At 70.0% G+C, this 22,940-nt stretch carries 19 protein-coding genes and 3 pseudogenes; 7 read left to right on the top strand and 15 right to left on the bottom strand.

Going from position 1 to position 22,940, the window contains the following annotated elements; translation table 11 throughout:
• Positions 1–261: 261 nt before the first annotated feature.
• Positions 262–903, bottom strand: coding sequence for a carbonic anhydrase (locus tag JK361_RS36990; RefSeq protein ID WP_201826839.1), 642 nt, complete (start codon positions 901–903; stop codon positions 262–264).
• 324 nt (positions 904–1,227) lie between these two features.
• Between JK361_RS36990 and JK361_RS36995 the strand changes: the two genes are divergently transcribed.
• On the top strand, positions 1,228–2,487 hold the full coding sequence (locus tag JK361_RS36995) for a SpoIIE family protein phosphatase (protein WP_201826841.1): 1,260 nt from the start codon (positions 1,228–1,230) through the stop codon (positions 2,485–2,487).
• A 162-nt stretch (positions 2,488–2,649) separates the two neighbouring features.
• On the opposite strand, the gene JK361_RS37000 is transcribed toward JK361_RS36995, so the two are convergent.
• Both JK361_RS37000 and JK361_RS37005 read right to left on the bottom strand, forming a co-directional pair.
• Positions 2,650–3,003, bottom strand: coding sequence for a hypothetical protein (locus JK361_RS37000; RefSeq protein WP_236054392.1), 354 nt, complete (start codon positions 3,001–3,003; stop codon positions 2,650–2,652).
• Positions 3,004–3,344: 341 nt separating this feature from the next.
• On the bottom strand, positions 3,345–4,235 hold the full coding sequence (locus tag JK361_RS37005; RefSeq protein WP_201826845.1) for an NAD(P)H-binding protein: 891 nt from the start codon (positions 4,233–4,235) through the stop codon (positions 3,345–3,347).
• A 153-nt stretch (positions 4,236–4,388) separates the two neighbouring features.
• Here JK361_RS37005 and JK361_RS37010 point away from each other — a divergent pair, with 153 nt between their 5' ends.
• Positions 4,389–5,234, top strand: a complete 846-nt coding sequence (locus tag JK361_RS37010; RefSeq protein ID WP_201826847.1) for a LysR family transcriptional regulator — start codon at positions 4,389–4,391, stop codon at positions 5,232–5,234.
• Between the two features lie 89 nt (positions 5,235–5,323).
• Here JK361_RS37010 and JK361_RS37015 read toward each other — a convergent pair whose 3' ends face one another.
• Complete coding sequence (locus JK361_RS37015) at positions 5,324–5,701, bottom strand: VOC family protein (RefSeq protein ID WP_236054394.1); 378 nt, start codon at positions 5,699–5,701, stop codon at positions 5,324–5,326.
• Positions 5,702–5,804: 103 nt separating this feature from the next.
• On the opposite strand from JK361_RS37015, the gene JK361_RS37020 reads away from it, so the two are divergent.
• Positions 5,805–6,077 (top strand): ArsR/SmtB family transcription factor, encoded by a 273-nt coding sequence (locus JK361_RS37020; RefSeq protein ID WP_307787420.1) that lies wholly within the window; start codon positions 5,805–5,807, stop codon positions 6,075–6,077.
• 97 nt (positions 6,078–6,174) lie between these two features.
• Here JK361_RS37020 and JK361_RS37025 read toward each other — a convergent pair whose 3' ends face one another.
• The 4 genes and pseudogenes from JK361_RS37025 to JK361_RS37040 all read right to left on the bottom strand — a co-directional run bounded on the left by JK361_RS37025 (position 6,175) and on the right by JK361_RS37040 (position 12,330).
• A complete protein-coding gene (locus JK361_RS37025) occupies positions 6,175–8,199 on the bottom strand; it encodes a M36 family metallopeptidase (RefSeq protein WP_201826852.1) in 2,025 nt (674 codons plus the stop codon).
• A 35-nt stretch (positions 8,200–8,234) separates the two neighbouring features.
• Positions 8,235–10,184 carry a M28 family metallopeptidase gene (locus JK361_RS37030; RefSeq protein ID WP_201826854.1) on the bottom strand — a complete coding sequence of 650 codons (1,950 nt, stop codon included), beginning with the start codon at positions 10,182–10,184 and terminating at the stop codon, positions 8,235–8,237.
• A 429-nt stretch (positions 10,185–10,613) separates the two neighbouring features.
• A pseudogene (locus JK361_RS37035) lies at positions 10,614–10,849 on the bottom strand (type 1 glutamine amidotransferase domain-containing protein); the annotation flags it as partial.
• A 236-nt stretch (positions 10,850–11,085) separates the two neighbouring features.
• Positions 11,086–12,330: an NADH:flavin oxidoreductase/NADH oxidase family protein gene (locus JK361_RS37040; protein ID WP_201826855.1), complete on the bottom strand. Its 1,245-nt coding sequence runs from the start codon at positions 12,328–12,330 to the stop codon at positions 11,086–11,088.
• A 95-nt stretch (positions 12,331–12,425) separates the two neighbouring features.
• Between JK361_RS37040 and JK361_RS37045 the strand changes: the two genes are divergently transcribed.
• Positions 12,426–13,025, top strand: a complete 600-nt coding sequence (locus JK361_RS37045) for a TetR/AcrR family transcriptional regulator (RefSeq protein ID WP_201826857.1) — start codon at positions 12,426–12,428, stop codon at positions 13,023–13,025.
• A 199-nt stretch (positions 13,026–13,224) separates the two neighbouring features.
• Here the strand turns inward: JK361_RS37045 and JK361_RS37050 are convergent, their stop codons facing one another.
• The gene (locus JK361_RS37050; protein WP_307787421.1) at positions 13,225–14,433 is read right to left on the bottom strand and encodes a PP2C family protein-serine/threonine phosphatase; all 1,209 of its coding nucleotides are present in this window, start codon (positions 14,431–14,433) and stop codon (positions 13,225–13,227) included.
• A gap of 262 nt (positions 14,434–14,695) precedes the next feature.
• Between JK361_RS37050 and JK361_RS37055 the strand changes: the two genes are divergently transcribed.
• A complete protein-coding gene (locus JK361_RS37055; protein WP_201826861.1) occupies positions 14,696–17,152 on the top strand; it encodes a SpoIIE family protein phosphatase in 2,457 nt (818 codons plus the stop codon).
• A gap of 126 nt (positions 17,153–17,278) precedes the next feature.
• On the opposite strand, the gene JK361_RS37060 is transcribed toward JK361_RS37055, so the two are convergent.
• Positions 17,279–18,070: an alpha/beta fold hydrolase gene (locus JK361_RS37060; RefSeq protein WP_201826863.1), complete on the bottom strand. Its 792-nt coding sequence runs from the start codon at positions 18,068–18,070 to the stop codon at positions 17,279–17,281.
• A 178-nt stretch (positions 18,071–18,248) separates the two neighbouring features.
• Here JK361_RS37060 and JK361_RS37065 point away from each other — a divergent pair.
• Both JK361_RS37065 and JK361_RS37070 read left to right on the top strand, forming a co-directional pair.
• Positions 18,249–18,452: pseudogene (locus tag JK361_RS37065) on the top strand (restriction endonuclease); the annotation flags it as partial.
• A 47-nt stretch (positions 18,453–18,499) separates the two neighbouring features.
• Entirely contained in the window at positions 18,500–19,114 is a 615-nt protein-coding gene (locus JK361_RS37070) for a hypothetical protein (RefSeq protein WP_201826944.1), read from the top strand.
• A 40-nt stretch (positions 19,115–19,154) separates the two neighbouring features.
• On the opposite strand, the gene JK361_RS42500 is transcribed toward JK361_RS37070, so the two are convergent.
• The 5 genes and pseudogenes from JK361_RS42500 to JK361_RS37090 all read right to left on the bottom strand — a co-directional run bounded on the left by JK361_RS42500 (position 19,155) and on the right by JK361_RS37090 (position 22,820).
• Entirely contained in the window at positions 19,155–19,337 is a 183-nt protein-coding gene (locus tag JK361_RS42500) for a hypothetical protein (RefSeq protein WP_307787424.1), read from the bottom strand.
• 133 nt (positions 19,338–19,470) lie between these two features.
• Positions 19,471–19,794 (bottom strand): annotated as a pseudogene (locus tag JK361_RS42505) (transposase family protein); the annotation flags it as partial.
• A gap of 77 nt (positions 19,795–19,871) precedes the next feature.
• The gene (locus JK361_RS37080) at positions 19,872–20,420 is read right to left on the bottom strand and encodes a GNAT family N-acetyltransferase (protein WP_201826865.1); all 549 of its coding nucleotides are present in this window, start codon (positions 20,418–20,420) and stop codon (positions 19,872–19,874) included.
• A gap of 502 nt (positions 20,421–20,922) precedes the next feature.
• Positions 20,923–21,390 (bottom strand): hypothetical protein, encoded by a 468-nt coding sequence (locus JK361_RS37085; RefSeq protein WP_236054396.1) that lies wholly within the window; start codon positions 21,388–21,390, stop codon positions 20,923–20,925.
• A 539-nt stretch (positions 21,391–21,929) separates the two neighbouring features.
• On the bottom strand, positions 21,930–22,820 hold the full coding sequence (locus JK361_RS37090) for a helix-turn-helix transcriptional regulator (protein WP_201826869.1): 891 nt from the start codon (positions 22,818–22,820) through the stop codon (positions 21,930–21,932).
• Between the last annotated feature and the right edge of the window lie 120 nt (positions 22,821–22,940).

Genomic DNA, 22,940 nt, shown 5'->3' on the forward strand with positions numbered 1-22,940 from the left:
CGGGAACACTCAGGGTGGTACCCAGGGCTGACAGTGATCAGGAACCGGCACCCCGCACAGGGCGACCTGTGCGGGGTGCCGGTCCCGTCTGCAGCCGGTCAGGGTCTTGCCGGTTCGCTGCCACGGCGGAGCGAACCGGCGCGGAACAAGCTCGGTCTCCATGCGGGTGGGCGAGGGCAGCCGCCAGAGCCCAGGGCAGGTGCCGCGGCGAGGGGCCGGGCGGCCTCGTGCCCGATCCGCAAGGCCCCTGCCGCTGATCCTTCAGAGAGCCGAGGCGACGGGCAGGTCCAGGCCGCGGGCCGCGACGAGGCGTGCGTTCCCGTCCGCCAGGCTGTAGCACAGGCCCACCACAGCGGCCTGTCCGGCGGCGACCCGCTCGGCCAGGAGGCGGGAGCGGTCCAGCAGCAGGTCGACGGTGTGCCTTATGTGCTCCGCGAGGATCTCGTCGGCACTCACGCGCCCGGCGGCCTTCGCCGCGAGCACACTGGGAGTGACGCGTTCGACGACGTCCCGGACGTAGCCGGCCGGCGCCATGCCGCCCTCGAGCGCGGCACACGCCGCGCCGACCGCCCCGCACGAGTCGTGGCCGAGGACCACGATCAAGGGGGAATTCAGCACGTCGACGCCGTACTCGATACTGCCGATCACCTCAGGGCCCATGACATGGCCGGCAGTGCGCACGACGAAGAGATCGCCCAGACCGCGATCGAAGATGATCTCGGCGGCCAGGCGGGAGTCGGAACACCCGAACAGCACCGCGAACGGGCTTTGAGACGGAGCGACCTCGGTGCGCCGGGTGGTGTCCTGGTTCGGGTGCTCCGGGGCATCCGCGACGAATCGCTGGTTACCTGCCAGTAGCAGCTCGAAGGCTTCACGGGGGGTTGCGGCCTGGATCTCTGTCATGGCCGCAGGGTACGGCGGGCCCGGCCGGAGCGCACGACCGGGTCCCCGGTCGACGGCCTCTGTGTCCTCTGGACGTACCCCACAGGAGTGATCCGCCGGGCGGCCGGTGCGTCCGTGCGGCGCCGGAACAGTCGGGCCGGGCGGTGGGGCCACGCGGCGCCCAAACAGCCGGGGCCGCGCCGGGAGCACGACCCGGCCGGCTCCGATCACGGCGCACGCCCGATGAGCGTACGCAGCGGCCCCCCGCTGCCCACGGACGAACTCGGCGGGCGCGGGAGCTGGACCTTTCGTAGATTGAAGACCGAGCGACTGGCAGGAAAGCGTGTGACACCGAAGATCGATTACGCAGGGGTGTTCGCATCCCTTCCGAGCCCGTGCGTGGTGCTCAGCACGGACCTGGTGATCGCCGACGCCAACGCGGCCTTCTGCGAGGCGACCGGGCGGAGCCGGGCCGAGCTGGTCGGGCAGTACCTCTTCGACGCCTTCCCGGACAATCCCGTCGACTCGGGAGCGGACGGGGTGGTGACGCTGAAAGCCTCACTGCACCGTGTCCTGTCCTCCCGCCAGACGGATCACATGGCGTTGCAGAAGTACGACATCCCGGTCGCCGGCAATCCCGAGGTGTTCAAGGAACGGTGGTGGACCGCGATCAATGTGCCCGTCCTCGGCCCGGACGGAAAGGTCACCTGGATCATCCACCGGTCCGAGGACATGACCGACGTCGTCCGCGCCCGCGACACGGGGCACCCGCCGTCGATCAGCCCCGGCCGGGAAGCGGCCATGGAAGCCGAACTGTACGCCCGGGCGCGGCAACTGCAGCAGCTGAACGAGGAACTGCGACAGGCCCACGCCCGTGAACGGCGCATCGCCGTGGCCCTCCAGGAAGCCATGCTCCACTCCCCGGACCTGGCCCGGCACCCGAACATCGCCGTGCGCTATCTGCCCGCGACCGGATCCCTGAACGTGTGCGGAGACTGGTACGACGCGGTCGACCTGCCCGCGGACCGCTTCACCGTCGCGGTCGGCGACGTGGTCGGCCACGGGCTGATGGCCGCCACCGTCATGGGCAGGCTCCGCAGTGCGCTGAGCGCCGCCACCCGCACCGTCCACGGCCCCGCCCAGGCACTGGAGGTCCTGGGGCTCTACGCCCGCTCGGTCGAGGGGGCACTGGCCGCCACCGCCGTCCAGGTCCTCGTCGACTGCCACAGCCAACTGCTCATCTACAGCAGCGCCGGCCACCCCCCACCCGTCCTGCTCCACCCGGACGGTTCCTGTGACCTGCTCGACCAGGCCACCGATCCACCGCTGGGCGCCCGCCCCGAACACGTCCCCCGCCCCCAGGCCAACGCGACCTACACCCCCGGCGACACCCTCGTCCTGTACACCGACGGCCTGATCGAACGACGCGGTGAGGACATCGACGACGGTCTGGCCCGGCTGACCTCGGCGCTCGCCACCTGCACCGGGTTCGGCGCGGAACACCTCGCCGACGCCCTCCTCGCCCGCCTCGGCGTGACCAGCGGGGCCGACGACGACATCGCCATGGTCGTCGTCCGTCTGAACGGATCGGCCCGGCCGTCCTGATCCGGCCGGCCGGCCGGGCCGATGCCGTCTTGGCGGCTGCCGAGCTCGTCCGGGATCACGCGGTGGAGCCGTGCCCGGACACGGGCACGGCTCCACTGGGCGAAGCGTCGGCGGACCGTCTGCCGGCGGGGTCCGAAGACGCCGCGCCAGGGTGCGAACCGTCTACAGGACGGCGACTGCGTCCTCGTGGGCGTAGCTGAAGCCGTCGTTGTCGAAGTAGAAGACGGTGACCTTGAGCTTGTTCCCCTTGACGAAGTGGGAACCCTGGGCCGGGCGCATGTTCACCTGGGTGACGTGGCTGTCGCTGTCACAGATGAGCTTGTCCCTCTTGACGGTGCCGGCGGCTGTCACCTCGTCGCGAGTACCGGTGTCCAGCCTCCGCGCGTTGGCCACGAGTTCGTGATCCAGGCCGGGATCGCAGGAGTAGGTGACCTTCACCTGTACGTTCGGCTTGTGGAGCGAGACCTTGTCGATGGTCAGCACGTTGGCCTTCGCCATTGCCGAGGGGGCTGCCATGAGGACACCCGCACCGGCGATCAGGGCCGCGGCCGCGGTTGCGGCAAGGCGTCGCCGAGTACCCGTTGTTTTCATCGATTCTCTTCCTTCCCCCATGCGGTCACCCATGGTCTGAGGCCGGAGGAGTCTCCAGCGGTGCGGGTGACCACGACAGTTACCTTTTGCGCATGGTGAGACGGCATCGACGTGGGCGACGTTCCAGTCCCGTGCAGGGTGTTCAGCACGAAGGTGAGTGAGCTTGCCCTGCCGCCCGGATGAGGGTCATACCGCCCTACGAGCCCAGGCAACAGGACCGGCGGGCCTCTCGTCTGGATCGGGCCGGGCTGATCCGAAGTAAGCCCCTAGCCCAGGACGGTGGGCCTCAGCACCTCCTCGCACCACGTGCGGAAGCCGGTGGGCGCGGACTCCGGGGTGCTCGGCTGGGCGGCGCCGTAGAAACCCTGTTCCATCAGGGCATCCGCCATGTCGGCCAGTCCCTGTGCCCATGCGTCGCTCGCCCCGAAGCGCAGCGCCGTCGCCTTGTAGTCGGCGCTGCTGGTCCGTTGGAGGCGCACCGGACGGTTCAGGACCTCGGAGACCACCTGTGCCATGGCCTCGGCGGTGAGGTCGTCGGGTGCGACGAGCGGAACGTCGTGCTGTCCGGTCCAGGAGCCGTCCAGCAGCAGCCGGGCCGCCGTGGCGGCGATGTCACGGGTGGCGCAGGTGCGCAGGACGCGGTTCTCCTCCACCGCCAGGAAGAACACACCCGCGTCGCGGATCGAGGCGGCCTGGCCCAGCAGGTTCTCCATCAGGAACGGCGGGCACAACGCCCGGTAGTGCACGCCCGTGCCCATGATGGCCTCGTCCATGGCGAGCGAGGCCGATATCTGACCGGCGTTCTTCGCCACTCCGCGTCCCAGGGAAGAGACGCTGACGACACGCTCGACGCCCTGACGCCCGATCACCTCGCACAACGGTTCGGTGAAGTCGCGGAAGTGGCCCTCGACGCTGTCCGCCTGGGGTGTCGGAGGCACCAGCCAGAACAGGCGGTCGGCGCCCGTGCACGCCTCGTTCAGGACGGCGGCGTCGGAGTGTGAACCGTGGACGACCTCGACGCGCTCGCGCACCCGCGCGGAGAGGCGGGCCGGGTCACGGGCGATGACCCGGATGCCCTGCGCACCGTCCGGGGCATCCACGAGCTGCTCGAGGACCTGTCGGCCGATCCGGCCGGTGGGGGTGGTGACGACGATCATCAACTACTCCAGAAGAGGTGCTTGTCGGACGTCGTCGAGCCTGCTGCCTGCCGTGCCCGAACTGAAGGACCGATTCGCTCGCGCTTGTTACCCTCAAGGCAATACCGAGCGACACCGACCTCAGAGGGTCCTGCGGGACCAGAGGGGCAGAGCATGGAATCCCGCCCGCTGCGCTACTTCGTCGCCGTAGCCGAGGAGCTCAACTTCACCCGCGCGGCCGAGCGGCTGGGCATCTCACCGCCGCCCTTGTCCCGCGCGATCCGCCAGCTGGAGGCGGAGATGGGCGTCGCCCTCCTCGAGCGGACCACCCACAACGTGGCGCTGACCCCGGCCGGAGCGGTACTCCTCGCGGAGGCGAGGATCGCCCTGGACGCCCTACAGGCCGCCGAACGAAGGGCCCAGCGCGCGGCGGCTCCCGAGCCGAAGCTGATCCTGGCCGTCAAGGCGGACGGTGACGCCGGCCTGCTGGAGCCGATCCTGACGTGCTTCGCGTCGCAACCGATGTCGGTGCCGGTCGCCGTCCGGCTGTGCGGCTGGCTTGAACAGCCGCGGCTACTGCGCCAGGGCGAAGCCGACGTGGCCCTGGTCCACGAGCCGTTCGACCGAACCGGCCTCGACTCCGAGACCCTGATCAGCGAACCGCGCGTCGTCGCTCTCGCCGCCGCCCACCCGCTCGCCGCCCGCGACCGCCTGTCCCTCGCCGATCTCGGCCTGCGCCTGGAGGACGTGACCCGGTCGGCCGAGGAGAACCGCAGCCTCGGCCGCGACCTCGCCCAACTCCTCACGCTCGTCGCACTGGGCGGCCCCACTCCCGTACTGCCTGCCTCCGTGGCCGCCCGCTATCCGCGCCCGGGCGTCGTCTACCGGCCGGCTCCGGACGCACCGCCGTCGGTCCTCGCCATCGCCTGGCCGCAGCAGTCCCGTTCGACGGCCACGGCGGCACTCATCCGCACCGCGGCGTCCGTGGCCGACACCGTACGCGGCCGGCACGCGGCCTAGGGCCGGCCCGGGTCCTGTCGCCGAACCGCATGGCGCCGGCACCGGTGTTCCCTCACCGCTCGGTGTCTGCTTCGGGGTGATCGGCCGGCTCATGCGAGCGCTGATCGTGTGCTTGCGTGGAACTGTACGTACTCGATGGTCGCGCCTCCGGGGTGTCGTACTGTCAGGTTGCGTCCGGTGGGCACCTCGTTGGGGCCGTCCAGGATCTCTCCGCCGTGTTGTTCGGTGATGTGCAGGACTTCGTCGAGGGACTCGACGATCGTGGTGGCGTGGGTGCCGCGGTACGGGGCGAGGGCTTCTTCCGAACCGGCGAGCAGCAGATAGCCGCCGACGCTCGCCAGGTCCAGGTCGCGGTACGTGAACCGGAGCCGTGGCCGCTCACCGGTGAGTTCGACGAAGGTGGGCAGTGCCGCGTCCAGGTCGTCGACGTAGACGCGGGCAAGGGTGGCGAGTATCGGCACGGACATCTCCCAAGATCATTTCGATTTTTCCGAAACGTCGAAGCGATCTGCATACTAGCGGGTATCACGCGGGAGATGACGAGGAGGGCCGGTGGGGCATCCAGAGGACGTGGACCTGGCCGCAGTGCTGCATGCCCTGGGCGACCCGGTCCGGTTGGCGCTGGTCCGCCGCATGGCCGAGGACGGCGAGAGCGCGTGCAGCCCGGATGGTGTCGACGTGCCCAGATCGACGCTGTCCAACCATTGGCGGATCCTGCGCGAAGCCGGAGTCACCGAGACCCGTCGGGTGGGAAAGGCTCGTCTGATGGCGCTGCGCCGCGTCGATCTCGATGCCCGCTTCCCAGGACTCCTTGCCGCCGTATTGACCGAAGACGGGAGATGAGTGTCACGGCTGCCGGCCCCGTCAGGGGGACCGGCAGTCGTTCCGGCCGGTGGACGGTTCGTCCAGCCGCCGCGGGGATCGTCGGAGGCGATGGGATTCAGGAATCGTCCTCCGCAGCCGGCACCTGCGTGCCGCCCCGGCAGCCGGAGAAGGAGGCATTCGGGCAGAACGCGTCCACGCCCATCCCGAACTTGGCGAAGGCACCCCAGGCCGCCTCACGGACCGCCTTGTACTCGGTCTCGGTCAGCCGGCCTCCCTTCATCGCCTTCAGGGCGCGCAGGATCGCGTCGCGGGCGATGAGGAAAGAGGGGTTCTTCGGGGTGAGCTTCATACCGTCGATGACCGCCTGCCAGGTCACCCGGTAGCCTCGCTCCTTGCTGTTCAGCGCCGTGGCGACCCTGCGGGTCAACTCCATGAGGGCCGCGCACCAGATCTCGCCCACGTTGTGGATCTCCGTGTAGTCGAGGTCGCTCCCCAGCTGCCCCGGGCCCTTGCCGATGTCCCCGAAGCTGCCGGGATAGTGCGCGTCGTAGGGCCTCTGACGGATGCCTGCCGGGTTGTCGATCAGCCAGTTGCCGATGACGACACGCTCCTGGGCCTGGGAGAAGTTGCGCGTGGTGAGGGCGAAGAAGTCGGACCAGCCCTCGCCCATGGACTCCGACTGGAGTTCGTCGAGGCCTTGCGCGTCGTGCAGTCCGCCCACGAGACGGTTGGACACGCCGTGGAAGAACTCGTGGATGACGACGTCCCCGTCATCGGCGGTGTGCCGCCCGGTGCCGCGGACCAGACCCATGTTCATGACGGCCGCCGTGCCGTCCGCCCGCGTGGCCATGTTGGCCGTGCCGGGGACCGATTGCGGGTGGGCGAAGGCATGGACGGGATCGGCACCCTTGCCCTGGCCCGACGGGTTGACCGTCTGGAAGTTGCCGTGCTCCTCCGTGAAGCCGAGCATCATCGTCAGGTCGTGCATCTGGTTGCAGAAGAAGAAGATGTTGATGACGAACTGCTCCGGCGAGTCCTGCGGGGCGTCGAACACCGCGTTGCCCTGCGGATCCGTGCTGACCGCCACGGGCCGGCGGTTACTGGCGTCGACGGCCAGCACATTGTTGCCGACGGTCGCCACGTGCCCGTCCTCGACGTTCGCCCACAGTCCGGGGAACCCCGGAAGCGGCGGGATCGGCGGTTCGGTCGGGTACTCGTTGAGGGGCAGCGGCCAGGGCACCTTGTCGAAACCGCTCTCGGCGGGGTTCCGCCGGAAGACCCGTCCCTCGACGATGCGGCGGGAGATGTCCTCGAACAGCAGCAGCTGGGGCGCGTTCCGGTCCTCCGCCCGGTCGTCGGCCTCGACCAGCGCGTGGTACTGGACGGTCAGATTGTCCCTGGAGAAGGTGAACGACCACGCCAGGCGGACGTCACCACCCATGTAGAGGTACACCAGCCGACAGGGAATGGCCTCGTCGAACGGTCCCTTGGCGAACGTCATCGGCTGGTCGTTGCGCGGCTGGTACGTCAGACGCTCGAAGCTGTCCGGGACCTCCAGGGCCGACAAGTCGTCGTCGCCGAAGGGGCTCGCGACCGTCCTTGGTTCGGCGGCCTGCGCCGCGGCCACGGCCAGCGCTGTCTCGGCGGTGACCACGGGCATCGCGGGGCAGTTCGCCGGCACGCTCACCGTGTCACCGATGACCCGGTCCACCGTGCCGTCCCCCTCCATCCACACCTTCGGCGCCATCCCCCACACCTCGATGCCGTTGAGCATCTGCTGAAGGCTGACCACGTGCATGCCTTCGCTCGTCGTGGTCACCCTCGGGTCGGGCTCGAACTCCGCCGGCTCGTCGGCGCCGAACCCCATCGCCCCGGTGACCGAGGAGACGTACGCCTTGGCCCGGGCGATGTAGTCCACGTCGTCCGCGTCCCCCGCGGCCGCCATGGTGAGGCCGGGAGCACCGTCCACCTTCAGGTCGGTCAGATGGCCGGTGAAGCGGTTGACCTTGTCGGGCTCGGCGATGAGGATGTGCCCTACCTCGTCCGCCACCCGGTCGGTTTCCTCCAGGAACATGTCGGCTCCGGCCACCGCGGTGAGCCGGTCGTAGTCCAGGTCCCGTTTGTCGATCAGAACGGTCATGGCGTGATCCTTGTGTGAAGCGGTCCTTGAGGGTTCTACAGCCCGGCGAGCGTCAGGGCGGTCGTCGTGACGCAGCGGGCGATCGAGGCCGCGAACTCCGTGTCGTGGTCCTCGTCGAGAACGGTGTCGCCCGGCGTGTGGTACTGCCGGGTGCCGGTTCCCGGTGTGCCGTCGGAGGATGGGAAGAGGTCTTCGGAGACGGCGACGGCCGCCCACCCACGCTCGTGGAAGCTTGCGTGGTCGCTCCGCCCCACGGCGGGGTCGTCGACGCCTGTGAGCTGCTGGACCGTCACGTCGGATGCGATGGCCTGGACGGTTCGTGCGACCATGTCGCCGAGCGCGTCGGACGCGCCCACGACCGGGCCCGGCACGGACGAGCCGGCATGGATCTCCACCGTCGGCGCGCTGCCGTTCTGCCGGCCGGCGATCATGTCCATCTGGAAGACACCGACGATACGGTCGCCCGTCGTCGCGGCGGCGCGTGCGTAGAACTTGCTGCCGACGAGCCCCTGTTCCTCGGCGTTGAAGAGGACGAAACGCACGTTGCGGGTCGGTTGCCTGCCGTCCGCGACGAGCGCACGCAGGCATTCGGCCGCGGTCAGCACCGCCGCGGTGCCGCTGCCGTCGTCGTCCGCGCCGGGCGCCGGGTCCACCGCCGGATCGTAGAGACGGGGCCGCCCGTCCGCGTCTACGAAGTGGCCGCTCGCCGCGGTGGAATCGAGATGTGCCGTGACGAGCACGGCGGAGTCCGCGCCCTCGACCCGGTGCTCCGCCTCGAGATTGAACAGGCGGTGTCCCCGCCACCCGAACGCCTGCCGTCGGACCGTCAGCCCCAGTTCCTGGAAGCGGCGGCTCAGCGCCTCCACGACACGCGCGTTGTCCTCGGTCGACGCGTCACGGCTGCGGACCTTCCCCGGCTGCCCGGCGACCAGCGGGTCGACGCCGGAGAGACGCGCCACATGGCCGCGCAGAGCCTCGGGCGTCACGGCCGCTCGCACCGCGGCGACGGTCTCCGGGGACGGGACACCGTTCCCGGACGCCTCGGCCAGTCCCTCGGCCGCGAACCCCTCGGTCTGCGCCTCGCCGGGACGTGACAGGAGCGCCGGGTCGGGGAGGAGGCGTTCGGTGTGGCCCGGACGCGCACCCGGCGGGTGTACGTGCTCGATCGCCGCACCGGCCGGGGCGGCGACATAGACGCCGCCCGGGGCCGGCCCGAGCGAGCCGACCGTCGGGGCCTTCCCCGCCACCTCATCGCAGACGAAGCCGTACGCCGCCGCGGCGCGCAGGGCCGTTTCGGCGTCCGCTGCGGACTCGTCGGAGGCGTCCGCGAAGCCTTCCGGCATCGTGACCGGCCGGTCGTCCCGGACCAGGAAGGCGGCGGTGTCCTCCACGCTGCCCCGCAAGTCGGTGGTGAAGCCGCCTCGTTGCAGCACTTCGGCCCCGAGCACGGTGGCCATGGCGAGCACCAGCCGGTCGGAGGGGACGTGCACGGGAACCACCTCGGTGCCGTTCGCCAGCCCCTCCAACTGGGCGAGGGTCCGCCCCTGGGGCAGGCCGATCCTCGTCCAGAGGACGGGGCGGTTCTCGACGGCGGCCTGGGCGAACACGGGGTGGGCCGCGGTCCGCATGCCCGCTGCGCGGGCGAACGCGCGCTCGGCGTGGTCCTCCCCGACGAACACGCAGTCGTCGGCCGGACCTCCCGCGCTCGTGACGGCCTCGTCGAATATGGCCCGGCTGGTCTTCGGGCCCCAGTGGATGAGGCGGTCGTCCGTGAAATGCCCGGCGAACGCCGCGCCGAGGGCCGCCGCGGCGCGCTCGGCATCATCCTGAGCGGGACCGGGGTTGGAGATGATGCCCTTGCGTACGTCCGCGAAGTGATCCAGTACGTCCGGTACGCGGGGCCTGGGGCGGAAGCGGAGGGAACCGTCGGCTTCGAAGCTGACGTCCGCGAGCGTCGCTCCGATGTCGAAGAAGAGCACGGCCATGGCGGCGTCTTTCGTCGGCGTCTTTCGCTGAAGGTGGAGTGGCGCGGACGGGACGGCGCCCGGCCCCCGAAGCCCCCGGGGCCGTCAGCCGTGCGCGATGGTCCGCAGCCTCTCATGGGACTGCGGGAACTCCCTCCTCCATCCTCCGCCCTCCGCCCCGATCCCGCATGCCGGACGCGGGTGCTCACCAGGGCCCTTGAGGTGGATGATCGGCGAGGCCCGGGTCCCTCGAGTGCCCCAGGCCGGTGAACACCCTCGTGCCGCAGGAGCCGTTCGCGGGCGCGTACCGAACGTGCTGATCGCAACCGCTCGTTGAAGGCCGCAACGAAGACGCTCGCCTCATGTCGGACCGCGAGTTGGTTCATGCGGGAGGCGTACGCCTTGTCGGCGCTCTACTCGATGCGCGCCTTGGCGCGCCGGATCAGTCGGATCGGCCACCAGCCGCTTGGCCAGTCGCCCGGAGGACGTGGGGTTCCGGCCGGTGTACAGATTGCGGTCGACCACCACGAACGGGAGCAGGGGCAGGCGTGCCTTGACGTGATCCGCACCGCCCTCGCGCAGGCGGTCCTCGAGGAACCAGGGAGCCTTGCGGCCGAAACCGTTGAACTTTCCTCGGTGTTGGCGAGGCCGGTCATCCGGCACCCGGCGAACGGCCATGTGCCGTTGGTTCCGATGGAGCCGCGCCGTCGACGTGCCCTGAGCCGTCCGGATGCCGGCCCGCCAGGTGCCCAGGGGGTGCCGGCCAAGCCCCGTCCCTGCCGGCCACGATCGTCGCGTAGCGGGATGCCCGGTGCGGATGGGGGAGTGATGCCGGCGGTCGGCGGGGTTGCGCGGCGTGGCGAACGACCGGAAGCGCCTCAGGTGGTCGCGGCGAGCACCTGGGGCCCTTCCGGTGGCACGCTTACGCGGCGCCCTGGGATGCCGACAGCCAGGCGCGGTAGCGGCGCAGGGCCCGTCGCTGCTTGCGCCGCTCGGAGATCAGGGCGAACGCCGGGTGGGTGCCCGGCGTGGGGCGGCTTCCGCGGGCGATGCGGCGCATCTGGTGGCGGACCTGTGCCATGCCGGCAGTCGAGGCGAGGGCCTTGTCGGACCAGGTGACCGGCCGCAGCTGCCCGTCGGCCTCGCGGCCCTGGCGCCAGCGGTCGGGCAGGTCCGGGGTGACGGCGAGGGCCGTGCCCATCCCGATGATCGCCACACCGCTGTCGAGGACCCTCTCCGCGGTCTCGCGCCGGGTGATGCCACCGGTGAGCATCAGCGGTAGAGGGCTGGTCTTGACCAGGTCCTTCGCCAGGTCGAGGAAGTACGCCTCGCGGGCCTGGGTGCGCGCGTCGGCGGGACGGCCCGACATCGCCGGGCTTTCGTAGCTGCCGCCGGACAGCTCGACCAGGTCGACGCCGAGCGGTTCGAGCATCTCGATGACCTGTCGTGCGTCGTCGGCGTCGAACCCGCCGCGCTGGAAGTCGGCGGAGTTGAGCTTCACCGCGACCGCGAAGGACGGGGAGACGGCCGCGCGCACGGCGCGGACGACGTCCAGCAGCATCCGGGCCCGGTTCTCCAGCGACCCGCCCCACTGGTCGGTGCGCTTGTTGACCAGGGGGGACAGGAACTGCGACAGCAGGTAGCCGTGTGCGGCGTGTACCTCCACGCCGTCGAAGCCCGCCTGTTCCGCGCGCTGGGCGGTGACGGCGTACCGGGTGACGGTGGCCTGGATCTGCTCGGGCGTCATGGCGACCGGGCGGCCGAAACGGCTGCTGTGCTTGCCCAGGTCGAGGGCGACCGCGGACGGGCCCCACACGACTCCGGGCATGTCGGATCCGATCTGGCGGCCGGGGTGGTTGATCTGCATCCAGATCGCCCCGCCGCCGGACTTGCCGGCCTTGGCCCACTCGATGAAAGGCTCCAGCGGCGCGGCCGCGTCGAGCACCACGCCGGCTGGACCGGTCAGCGCCTCGGCATGGACCATGACGTTGCCGGTGATCAGCAGTCCGGTGCCGCCGGCGGCCCAGCGCCGGTAGAGCCCGAACAGCTCCTTGTCCGGGAGCTGGCCGTCGCCGGCCATGTTCTCCTCCATGGCCGCCTTGGCGATCCGGTTGTCCAGTACGTGCCCGGAGCGCAAGGACAAGGGTGCGAACAGCTCGCTGGTCATCCGAGTTCCCCTCTCGATCTCGATCGCTTACGATGTATGCGGTGTTCACATTAGGCCAGCAATGTAAGCGCCGTAAACTTGAGGGAGCGTGACCTATGCCGCAAGCGGGCGGCACCTATCACCACGGCGATCTGCGCGCCGCCTGTCTGCGTGCCGCGCGGGAACTGCTCGAGGAGGACGGCAGCGCCGGGCTGTCCCTGCGGGCGGTGGCAAGGCGGGCCGGCGTGTCGGCGACGGCTCCCTACCGCCACTACGCGGACCGTGACGCCCTCGTCTCCGCGGTCGCCGCGCAGGGCTATCGCGAACTCGCCGAACATCTGGCCGCGGCGCATCCCTCGCCCACGACTCCCGACGAGCTCGCGGCGGTTGCCGTCGCCTACGTCCGCTTCGCGCTCGAGCGTCCGGCGCTGTTCCGGGTGATGTTCGCGGAGCCCTGCGACCCGAACAGCGAGGAACGGGTTGCCGCGACCACTGCGATCTCGGAATACGTCCGCGGCATGGTCCGTGGCGCCTTCCCCGGCGCCGACGTGGAGGCGCTGTCGACCACGGTGTGGGCCCTCGTCCACGGCCTGGCCTTCCTGCACCTCGACGGCAAGCTCGACACCTCCACCCCCGACGTGGTCGCCGACCAGGTCCGCACCGCCGTTCAAGCGCTGTTCACCGCCCCCGCGGCGCTGTCACAGACGAGGGCATAGCCGGCCGCGCGCCCTCGGCAGGGGCCGGCGAGCAGCGGGGACGGTGACGGCCGTCCGGCGGGCTCCGGAGGCACGGGCGCAACTCCGGAAGCGAACAGGGGGCCTTCGGAGTTCGATGGCGGGAACTTCGGCCGGCGTGCTGTTCTTCCAAAGAGGCGCTGCGTCCGACGGTGATCGTGGGGCGCGGCGCGGTTCCGCGTCACTGGTACTGCGGGCGCCATTCGAAGAGCAGAATGGTCGCGTCGTCCCGCAGCTGGGTGCGCTGGTGGTCGAGGATCGCGTGGATGAGCAGCCGCAGTACCTCGGCCGGGCGCTGGCCGGCGGCGTTGGAGCGGATGATGAAGTCGGTGAACCGGTCGAGCCCGAACTCCGTACCGTCCGCATCCCGAGCCTCCACGACACCATCGGTATACAGCAGGACGCAGTCACCCGGCTCCAGTTTCGTCTCGTGAACCTGCCGGGTGGTCGGGGCGAGGTTGCCGGCCAGACCGATCGGCGGTTGCGGGTGGCTGTCCAGCGCCCCGGCGAGCACCCGCTCGTCACGGATCAGCAGCGGTGGGGGATGACCGCAGTTGACCCAGCGCAGCACCCCGGTCTCCGCATCGAGCCGGCACAGGACACCGGTGCAGAAGTGGTCGGGCAGCCACTGGGCGAGCGCCCGGTCGACGGAGCCGACGACGTCGGTCAGATCGCCGCCGCCGCGACGGGCGTTGCGCGCCGCGGCCATGGCGACCGACGTGGTCAGGCCGGCGATCAGATCGTGACCCATGCCGTCGAGGATCATGGTGTGCAGCACGTTCTTGACCACCGAGTGGTCGAAGGCGTCGCCGGCGACGTCGTACGCCGGTTCCAGGACCGCCGTCGAGACGCAGCTTCTGCTGCCGATGGTGCGCGGCGGAAGGAAGGCACGCAGCATCTCGGCGGGCAGCCCCATGGCCGCCGTGCGGGTACGGGCGGCGAGCCAGTCGCTGTAGGCGCGCTTCGAGGTGATCAACATCGCGAACAGATGAGCCAGCATCCGGCTGCGGCGCATCAACGGCCCGTCGAGCGAGGCGGCGTTCACCGCCAGCACGCCGAGGCGCTCCGCCCCGTCGATCAGAGGCATCCAGATGATCAAACTGTCACCGGCATCGACCACCCGAGGGGAAACCGTCCGGTACGCCCAGCCGCCGGACGAGTGGTCCGCCGGCAGTGGTTCCAAGGCTTCGTCGAGTGGAATGAGCAGCCGTTGTTGCAGGTCGGCGAGGTAGATGTGCGCGGTGCCCAGTCCGAGGGCCGAGGCACATCGGTCGGCCAGGGCGGGTAGTTCGAAAGGCAGGGCCGTCTGCGCCTCGGTGATCAGTTGTTCGAGCCGAATCTCGTCGACGGCGGGGGCGGTATCGCCGGGCGCGTGTGGTGGGTCCGACACGGGGATCACCTCTTCCCTGCCCAGTCTCACATTGATCCCGTCCCCCCTCACATGTGAGACGGGGGCAGCACCAGCCGGGGCGTACGTGCCTCAGCGCGGTGGAGCCGGCGGCGGGCGTCGGTCTGCTAGGCGTGCCGGGGCCGTACCCTCACGGCCGCGGACCGCACCACGGTCGGCATTTGTGCCGCACCCGCTGCGGGTCGATCCTTGAGTAAGGGCGGCCATGTGCCAGGCGACCGGGCCTCGCGAGAACGGACGTGTGATGAAGACACCATCAAACGGGCCCGTGGCCGCCGGCCTCGGCGACCCGTTGAGGGTCACCCGGGCCGCCACCGTCATACTGGATCACAACGGAGTGGTGACCGGCTGGAGTCCGGAGGCCGATCGACTGCTTGGCTACCGGGCGCAGGAGATCCTCGGCCGTCCGTTCGACGCGGTGTCGGCGCAGGCCGCCGCGGATGAGGGCGAAGCGCGGCACAGCACCGACTGCACCCCCCACCGCGTCCGTGAGGTCACTTTGCGTCACCGTTCTGGGCGTCCCGTGCGGGTGGCCGTCGAGTGCCGCAGCCTTCCCGACGCGGTCGCCGGCCCCGCCACTCTGCTGCTGCTGACGGATGCCGAGCTACTCGCGGCGTGGCAGCTGCAGCAGGCGATGCTGCATGGAGTGGCGACGCAGTCTCCGGTCGGTCTGACGATCTACGACACCGATCTGCGGGTCGCTTGGGCGAATCAGGCGGCCCGGCAAGAGCTGCCTGGGCCCTTCGCGCGGTACCTGGGGTGCAGCGAGGACGAGCTGTACCCGGGAAGCCAGGTGCTCTCCGCGCAGCACCCGCCCTCGGCCACGGAGATCATGCGCGAGGTGCTCGACACGGGGCGGACCGTCGTGGACGTGCACTACCGAGGCTGTCCCCCGTCGGATCCCACCCGTGAACACGTCTGGTCGCTCTCCTACTACCGGCTGCAGGACGAGGAGGGCCGGCCGCTGGGAGTCTGCGAGGAATCGGTGGACGTCACCGACCTTCACCAGGCCCAGCGCCGGCTGGTGCTGCTGAACGAGGCCAGTGCCGTGATCGGCAGCACCCTGGACCTCGAACTCACGGTGCGGGAACTGGCCGAGATCCTGGTGCCACGGGTCGCCGACTTCACCGCCGTGGACCTGATGGGCGATGTGCTGGCCGGCCGTGAACCCGGAGTCGTGGGCGCCCGCAGGCCCGGCGACCTGCGCCGGGTCGTCCACCGCTCGGTCCGGGAGGACTCGCCCGAAGCCGTCGTCGTGCCGGGACACAAGGTCGACTACCCCCAAGGTTCACCGCAGTGGTTGTGCCTGTCGACCGGGGCGCCTGTACTGAACGCCGTCCTGGACCCGGCCAGCCCCTGGCTGCGTGACGACCCCCAACGCAGTGCGCGCATGCACAAGCTGAGCATCCATTCCCACATGGTGGTTCCGCTCCGGGCCCGAGGAGTCACCATGGGCGTGGCCACCCTCATGCGGTGGCGCGATCCTCTCGCTTTCGCCGGTGAAGACCTGCTGCTGGTGGAAGAGCTGGCCGCACGCGCCGCCGTCTGTATCGACAACGCGCGCCGGTTCCATCGCGAGCACAGGTCCGCGCTCACCCTGCAGCGAAGCCTGCTGCCCCCCAAGCTGCCCACTCATGCGGCGGTGGAAGCCGCCTACCGGTACCTGCCCGCGGACGCCGAGGCGGGTGTGGGCGGTGACTGGTTCGATGTGCTGCCCCTCGCCTGCGGCCGCGTGGGACTGGTCGTCGGCGACGTCATCGGCCACGGCATCCGCGCCGCAGCCACGATGGGACGGCTGCGCACCGCGGTGCACACCCTGGCCGACCTGGACCCGGCGCCTGAAGAACTGCTCTACCACCTGGATGACCTGGTCAACCGCCTGGCGGAAGAGGCGGAGGAAGCAAACCCGTCGGGAGCCGAGGGCGTAGTCGGCGCCACCTGCTTGTACGGTGTCTACGACCCCGTCACACGCTGCGCCACCTTCGCCCGCGCAGGCCACCCGCCACCGGCCCTCGCCCATTTGCGTAAGCCCGTGGAGTTCCTCGGCATACCAGCCGGACCACCCCTGGGCATGGGCTGGCTGCCGTTCGAGTCGGCCGAAGTGGAGATCCCGCAGGACTCGGTTCTGGCCCTCTACACCGATGGCCTGCTGACGGCTTCCGACGGTGACGCGGACACCGGGCTGGAACGGCTCAGCTTCGCTCTCGCTCACCCCGACCGCCCCCTGGAGGACATCTGCGGCACCGTGGAGCGTGCCCTGCTGCCCGACCGCCCCCGCGACGACGTCGCCTTCCTCGTCGCACGGCCCCGGCCGCTGCCCGCCGAGAATATCGCCGTGTGGGACCTGGCCTTCCAGCCGGAGTCCGTGCGAAAGGCCCGCATGCTGACCGGGGAACGCCTTGACCAGTGGAAACTGGACGAACTGGCCTTCTCGGCGGAACTGATCGTCAGCGAGCTGGTCACGAATGCCATCCGGCACGCCCGTGGCCCCATCGAGCTTCGCCTCATCCGGACCGAGAACCGACTCGCCTGCGCGGTGTCCGACCACAGCAGTACCTCCCCGCACCTGCGACGGGCCAAGGCCGGCGAGGAAGGAGGCCGCGGCTTGTTCCTGGTGGCCCACTTCGCTCTGCGCTGGGGGACCCGCTACACCCCTGATGGCAAGATCATTTGGGCGGAGCTCCCCATTCCGCACCCGTGAGCAGCGAAGCCTCTTCCACGGCCAGCGAGATCTGTCAGCGGGCGCGTCCTACGGCCTGCGGAGACCTGGACCGATGGGGCGATGACGGCGCAGCTCAGGATCCCCTCGTCGGTATCCGACCTCGGCTCACTGAGCCAGATGTCGCTCCCACGCAGCGAGGAATGCGGCCGGGTTCTCGAGGTGGCAGGCGTGATTACCGGGCAATTCGAGAACCCGGGAATCCGGCAGCCGCTCGTCGAGGACGGCGACGACCCGCTTCATCCAGTCGGTGGTCGCGGAGCCGTGGACCAGGAGGACGGGACTCCGGATGTCCCCCAGCTCGGCGACGTCGCGGTGGGGCCGGTCGGCCTGCTCCGAGCTCCAGGACAGGGCCATCCGGTGCGGGACCCAGCGCGGCCAGGCGGGCTGGTTGCGGGCCTGCTCCTTCGACGGCGCGAGTCCGGCGAGTTCAAGGAATTCGGCCAGGTCATCCTCGCTCACGTCCTGTCCGGCCAGCCCATGCAGGAACCGGTTCAATCGGGCGACCTCGGGATCGGACTCGCCGAGGCCATCGAGGATCCAGTACGCCGCGGGCTCCACGAGCGTCAGCGTTCTCACCCGCTCCGGATGGGCCAGGGCGAACTCGACGAGGGCTCGCCCACCAGCGGACCACCCCGCGAAGTCGGCGGTCTCCACCCCGAGGGCGTTCATGGTCATGAACAGCGATTCCCGCTCGACGGCCGCGGTGTACCCGGCGTCCCCGCGCTCGCCGGCCGAGCCGAGCTCGTTGTGGATCGGCTGCACCCTGACGGTCCTGCGTCTCGTCGACAGGGCGTCCGCGAGCGGCGTCCACGACACCCATCCGGTGAGCCCGCCGGGCACCAGGACGACCGGCGATCCCTCACCCTTCACCTCGTTGACCAGGACCCTCGGTCTCATCGTGCGCCTCTGACGGGTTGACGACAGATTTTCATCAACGTAACCGCGATCCGGACCCCGCGCAGCGTAGGCAGCACGGCCCGCGGGTTCGTATGTTGTTCGAGTTGGGAGGGCATAGTCGAGGGAACGGTTCGGCAGGTTGCGCCTCAGCCAGGTCGATCCGGCCGCCCGTCTGGACGTGGTTGCCGACCTGGATAGCAGGCCCGTACTGGTCAAGCTGCCCCCCACCGGGTTCGAGCACCTGATCCGCCAACTCTTCGAAGCGGCCGGGGTGGAGGCGTGGAACACCCAGGTCTCGAAGGGCGAAGGCGTTGACGCGGTGGCCGTCAGCAAGTACCAGGCCTTCAACCGTGAGTGCATCATCCAGGCAGCCGAGGTGACAGCAACAATCGGCTGGCCAGGAAGGCTCATTGCTTCCACGATGGGCGCATGGACAGGTTGCAGCAAAGCGCTTGGCAGTATGCGGCTGAAGTGTTCCCGCTCGAGGAGCTACCGATGCTCGCTGCTCATGCTCTCGTCGACGGGCGTGATTCCCCCGCCCTGCGCGAACTGGCCGGTCTGCCACGCAGGAGCGACAGCTCCGAGATCCGTGAGTTGTACGTCCGAGCCCTGCACGAGCTCGGCATACCCCTTCCCGACGGGGAGACGGCTGGCCGCTGTCTCCTTGTGAGCCTCGCGTTCGGTCTCGAGAAAGGCGAGCTGCGTCCCGAGGACGTGGCCGACCGGCTGTCGATGACAGTCGCAGCCAGCACCCCGGAGGAGACACAGTTCCTCTCCGTCGCAGCGGAATACAGCGAATGGATCAGCCTCGACGAACTCCCGGGATGGGAGAACGACCTCAGGACCGCGGCCCACTCGTTGACCGCCGCCACCGGCCTCGGATCCCTTACTTCGACCTGGTCGCCTCCGGGCGGAAGACCATCGAAGGCCGCGTCCAGTACCCCAACCTCCGCAACCTCGCCGCCGGCAGACACCCTGGCCCTGGTATCCGAACTGTCGGAGACGGCAAACTTCGATCTCCCTTACGGTCTGGGGGGAAATTGAGCTTCGGGCGTGCCGGCCTGGCGGTTCGGCTGGTGGGTGATCAGCGGACGGTGTCGCGGACGAGGACGAGTTCGGTGCCCGTCCGGCGGCTGGTGGCCCGCTGCGCGGATCGGTCGGAGACGAGTGAGGCGATCGCGAGATGGGTCTCGGCGTAGGTATCGCGGCGTTCGGTGAAACGGCGCAGGGGTGCCCATTGGCGGAGTTCGGCGTTGGTGTGCTCCACACAGATCCTTGGCCGAGGACTGCCGTCGCCGTGTCTCGCGCCAGGCATGCTTGTCACCGTCGCACGCCTCGTCCTTGGGCTTCTTCGGTGGGGCGCTGACCTGGCCGGGGAACTCTTTGGCCAGCCCGAGGTAGCCGGAATCGACCTTCGCCTTCACGCCGGGACGGGTGCGGAACTGCTCGGCAATGCCCTCGGTCCGCACGGCGGTCTGGTCGTGCATCCGGCCCGGGCGGACCAAGCCGGACAGCAGCAGGCGGCCCTGGCCGTCGCTGAACGTAGTGGTCTTGATGGTGTTCTGCTTGCGTTTGCCGGAGACGAACGCCCGGCGCCCAGGACGGTCGCCCTGCGGTCGGCGGACCTGGGTCTCAAGTTCGGCGAACAACTCGCCGGAATGTGCGCGTGAGACGCCGGACAGGGCAGGATGGGAACAGGCCGTACGGGCCCAGGTCAGCTTCACAACTCACCCAACCCGTGCGGCCCTTCTCATGTCACGGCCCGACCGGGACGATCACCATGTCCGCCGAGACCGTAAAGCTACCCGGCCTGAATGGCGTCTGCCGGGACCTCGAAGATGATCGTGAGTCCGACGCGCTCGTCCCCCTGCTCGCCGATGCGCGTGAAGCCGAAGCCCTCGATGCACGCCAGGGAGGCAGCGTTGTCGGATCCGATCCTGGCGCGCACGGTCCTGACGTCGGGGTCGGCCGCGGCCCGGACGAGCAACGCCCTCAGCATGGCGCGGGCATAGCCCTGGCGGCGGTACCCGGGCACGACGGTATAGCCAACCTCGACCATGCCGGCCTCATCCGGCGGCCCGTGGAAACCGGCGTCGCCAACGACGACCCCGTCCGGCTCGGACACCGCGGCACGCGTGATCCAGGGCGCGGCAGAGGGGTCCTTGGCGAGCTGGTCGGCGCGGTAGCCAAAGATCCAGCGGGATCGCTCACCGACGAAGTGTTCGTCAAGGGCGACCCCGGCCTCGGCGCTGCCGCCAGCGAGGTCACCGTCGGCAAGCGCCCGCAGTGCCTTTGCGCTGAGCTCGACGAAACGGACGCGTTTGGGGGCGGAGAGAGGTTCGTTGTTCATCGCGGTGATGCTCACCCAGAGCCGGAGAGCTGTCCACCGGTTTACGGCCTTGGCGGACATGGAGACGGCCACACGGACGCCGCGACACCCACGCCGAGACCCATCTCGCGATCGCCTCACTCGTCTCCGACCGATCCCTGCAGCGGGCCACCCATCGCCGGACGAGCACCGAACTCGCCTCGTCCGCGACACCACCCGCTGATCACCCACCAGCCCAGCACGCCCGAAGCTCAATTTCCCCCAGGCCCGTTAGCCGCGGCTCCTCTTACCGGACTCGACCAGCTACCGGACTCGACAGACGCGGGTGGAACTTCTGCGAGAAGATCCCCGAGCCGAAGCCGACGAGGTCGTAACCGTGGTGAGGTGACCGTTTGCCGGGCCGGGCCGCTTTCACCGTGGTCAACCGCTGTCTCCTGGTCGATCGGGTGGGCTGTGGTGCTGCCCGTCGTAGGCGATCGCGGCAACTCCCGATTCCGCGATGGAGACGGGAGGCAGGGACCTCTCAGCGCGCGAAGGTGGCAACCGGATCCTCGTGCGTGGTGCTGCGGGTGCGGCGCTGGTAGTAGTGCACGGTGGCGATGGCCAGCAGCGGTCCCCACGCCACCATCGGTATGTAGCAGATGTTCATCACCCACTCTCCCCACGGTGTGATCTCCATGTCGGCATGCAGCGTCGTCCAGACGAAGAGCGCACCGTAGACCGTGCAGGCGAGTGCGCCCAGCGCCGCGGGGATGACGGCAGCCGGCACGGGGATGCGGCGACCCCGCAGTCCCGGCACCCACTGCGGCCATACCTCGCCCCACGGCCGCACCAGCCCCAGCGTCAGGAATGCGAGTGTCTCCTGCACCGCGCACAGCAACGGCAGGAGGAGGTATCCCCAGCCCGGTATCCGCATCGCGTCGTACTCGGACTCGGCCAGGCCGAGCGGGATGTCGAGTACGACGGCGAGGCGCCAGAGGGCGGACGGCAACGATGTCCATAAGGTGGCTGCCGCCACGCGTCGAGCCCAGAGAGGGACGGGTGAAGCGGTCGCGAGGTACGAGAGGGCCGACGGCGGCGTACGGGTGCGCATCAGACGACTCCTGTGTGAGGCCGGCAGTGACACCTCGACGTTGTCACGCGCCTTCAGGGGGCACATCCCTCCACCGGACCTGCGGATCCCCGCCATCCGGCGGTCACGCGCGAGGAGCATCAGCCTGTGGGCTTACGCCCCGGTCACTCTGCAGGGGAGCCGCTCTGCACCTTTCCCGCGCGCTGCGCGCGTGGTGCGGGACGTGGGCGTTCTGCGTGGCGATGCCACGTTCACCGGTTCGGCCCGGGCGAGGGACGAGGACGCGGGCCGGCCGCCGTCGCGCACCGTGCGGAGCGCCTGCCCGGCGATGCCCGCCGGTGCGTCCCCGTCGATCAGGCCGTCGAACCCGCCGGGCACCACTTGGCGCACCAGGTCCGGGATCTCGGCTCCAGCTTCAGCGCCGTGAACCCCGTCGCCGACGTTCACGGAACGGTGTCTCAGCTGGTGGACGGCTGCGTGGCAGGGGTGCTCTCTTCGGTGGCGGCGAGGGAGGCGAGCAGGCGGAGACCTTCTTCGGAGGGGGAACCGGGTTCGGCGGTGTAGACGGTCATGTGAAGGCCCGGTTGGGACGCCAGGTCGAGCGACTCGTACGCGAGGGTGAGTTCGCCGACGGATGGATGCCGGAACCGCTTCGTGCCGGTGCCGTGCCGGCGGACGTTGCGCGCGCCCCAGCGGGTGCGGAACTCCTCCACCCGGGTGGACAGCTCGCCGACCAGGTCGTGCAGGTCCCTGTCATACGGGTTGCGGCCGGCCTGTGCGTGAAGCATGGCGACGGCCATGTCGGCGAACAGGTCCCAGTCGGGGTAGAAGCGGCGTGAGGCCGGGTCGAGGAACTGGAATCGGGCAAGGTTTCGCTGGTTGGCCGCATTCGCGAACAGGTCCGTGTAGAAGGCCCGGGCGAGCGGGTTGGACGCGAGGATGTCCAGCCGGCCGTTGCACACGACTGCGGGCCCGGCGGTGATCGCGTCCAGCGTCCACTGCAGGCTGCGGTGGAGCTGGTGTCGGCCCTGTGTGTGGCGGCGCCGGGGGCGGGTGAGGATGTCGGTGCCGTCGGCGGCGTGGGCCAGGTTCAGCAGGTGGGCCCGCTCGGCGTCGTCGAGCTGCAGGACGCGGGCGACGGCTTCGAGAACGGTGGGGGAGACGCCGGCGAGGTTGCCGCGCTCGAGCTTGGCGTAGTACTCGACGCTCATGTCGGCGAGCGCTGCGACCTCGCTGCGGCGCAGGCCGGGCACGCGTCGTCGGGAGCCCGCGGGCAGGCCGGCCTGCTCGGGGCTGATCTTCGCTCGCCGCGAGGTGAGGAACTCGCGGACCTCCTCACGGTTGTCCATGCCTTCGACGGTACGACCCGTGCGGTGTGAAAGGGATGCACTGCCAGTACACCCCTCACTGGTAACTCGCTGCCCGCGCGGAAGAGCGGTTTCCTGGAGATCAGGCACCCCGGAACGGCG

It is taken from the genome of Streptomyces musisoli (assembly GCF_016741855.1).
Lineage (GTDB): Bacteria > Actinomycetota > Actinomycetes > Streptomycetales > Streptomycetaceae > Streptomyces > Streptomyces musisoli.

What these genes read in the sequence shown, in the direction of transcription:
- JK361_RS37080 (WP_201826865.1), bottom strand. Translation starts at nt 20,420, where the DNA reads ATGAACAACGAACCTCTCTCCGCCCCCAAACGCGTCCGTTTCGTCGAG.
- JK361_RS37090 (WP_201826869.1), bottom strand. Translation starts at nt 22,820, where the DNA reads ATGGACAACCGTGAGGAGGTCCGCGAGTTCCTCACCTCGCGGCGAGCG.
- JK361_RS37045 (WP_201826857.1), top strand. Translation starts at nt 12,426, where the DNA reads ATGCCGCAAGCGGGCGGCACCTATCACCACGGCGATCTGCGCGCCGCC.
- JK361_RS37040 (WP_201826855.1), bottom strand. Translation starts at nt 12,330, where the DNA reads ATGACCAGCGAGCTGTTCGCACCCTTGTCCTTGCGCTCCGGGCACGTA.
- JK361_RS37070 (WP_201826944.1), top strand. Translation starts at nt 18,500, where the DNA reads ATGGACAGGTTGCAGCAAAGCGCTTGGCAGTATGCGGCTGAAGTGTTC.
- JK361_RS37015 (WP_236054394.1), bottom strand. Translation starts at nt 5,701, where the DNA reads ATGTCCGTGCCGATACTCGCCACCCTTGCCCGCGTCTACGTCGACGAC.
- JK361_RS37060 (WP_201826863.1), bottom strand. Translation starts at nt 18,070, where the DNA reads ATGAGACCGAGGGTCCTGGTCAACGAGGTGAAGGGTGAGGGATCGCCG.
- JK361_RS37005 (WP_201826845.1), bottom strand. Translation starts at nt 4,235, where the DNA reads ATGATCGTCGTCACCACCCCCACCGGCCGGATCGGCCGACAGGTCCTC.
- JK361_RS36990 (WP_201826839.1), bottom strand. Translation starts at nt 903, where the DNA reads ATGACAGAGATCCAGGCCGCAACCCCCCGTGAAGCCTTCGAGCTGCTA.
- JK361_RS37010 (WP_201826847.1), top strand. Translation starts at nt 4,389, where the DNA reads ATGGAATCCCGCCCGCTGCGCTACTTCGTCGCCGTAGCCGAGGAGCTC.
- JK361_RS37030 (WP_201826854.1), bottom strand. Translation starts at nt 10,184, where the DNA reads ATGGCCGTGCTCTTCTTCGACATCGGAGCGACGCTCGCGGACGTCAGC.
- JK361_RS37025 (WP_201826852.1), bottom strand. Translation starts at nt 8,199, where the DNA reads ATGACCGTTCTGATCGACAAACGGGACCTGGACTACGACCGGCTCACC.
- JK361_RS37055 (WP_201826861.1), top strand. Translation starts at nt 14,696, where the DNA reads ATGAAGACACCATCAAACGGGCCCGTGGCCGCCGGCCTCGGCGACCCG.
- JK361_RS37000 (WP_236054392.1), bottom strand. Translation starts at nt 3,003, where the DNA reads ATGGCAGCCCCCTCGGCAATGGCGAAGGCCAACGTGCTGACCATCGAC.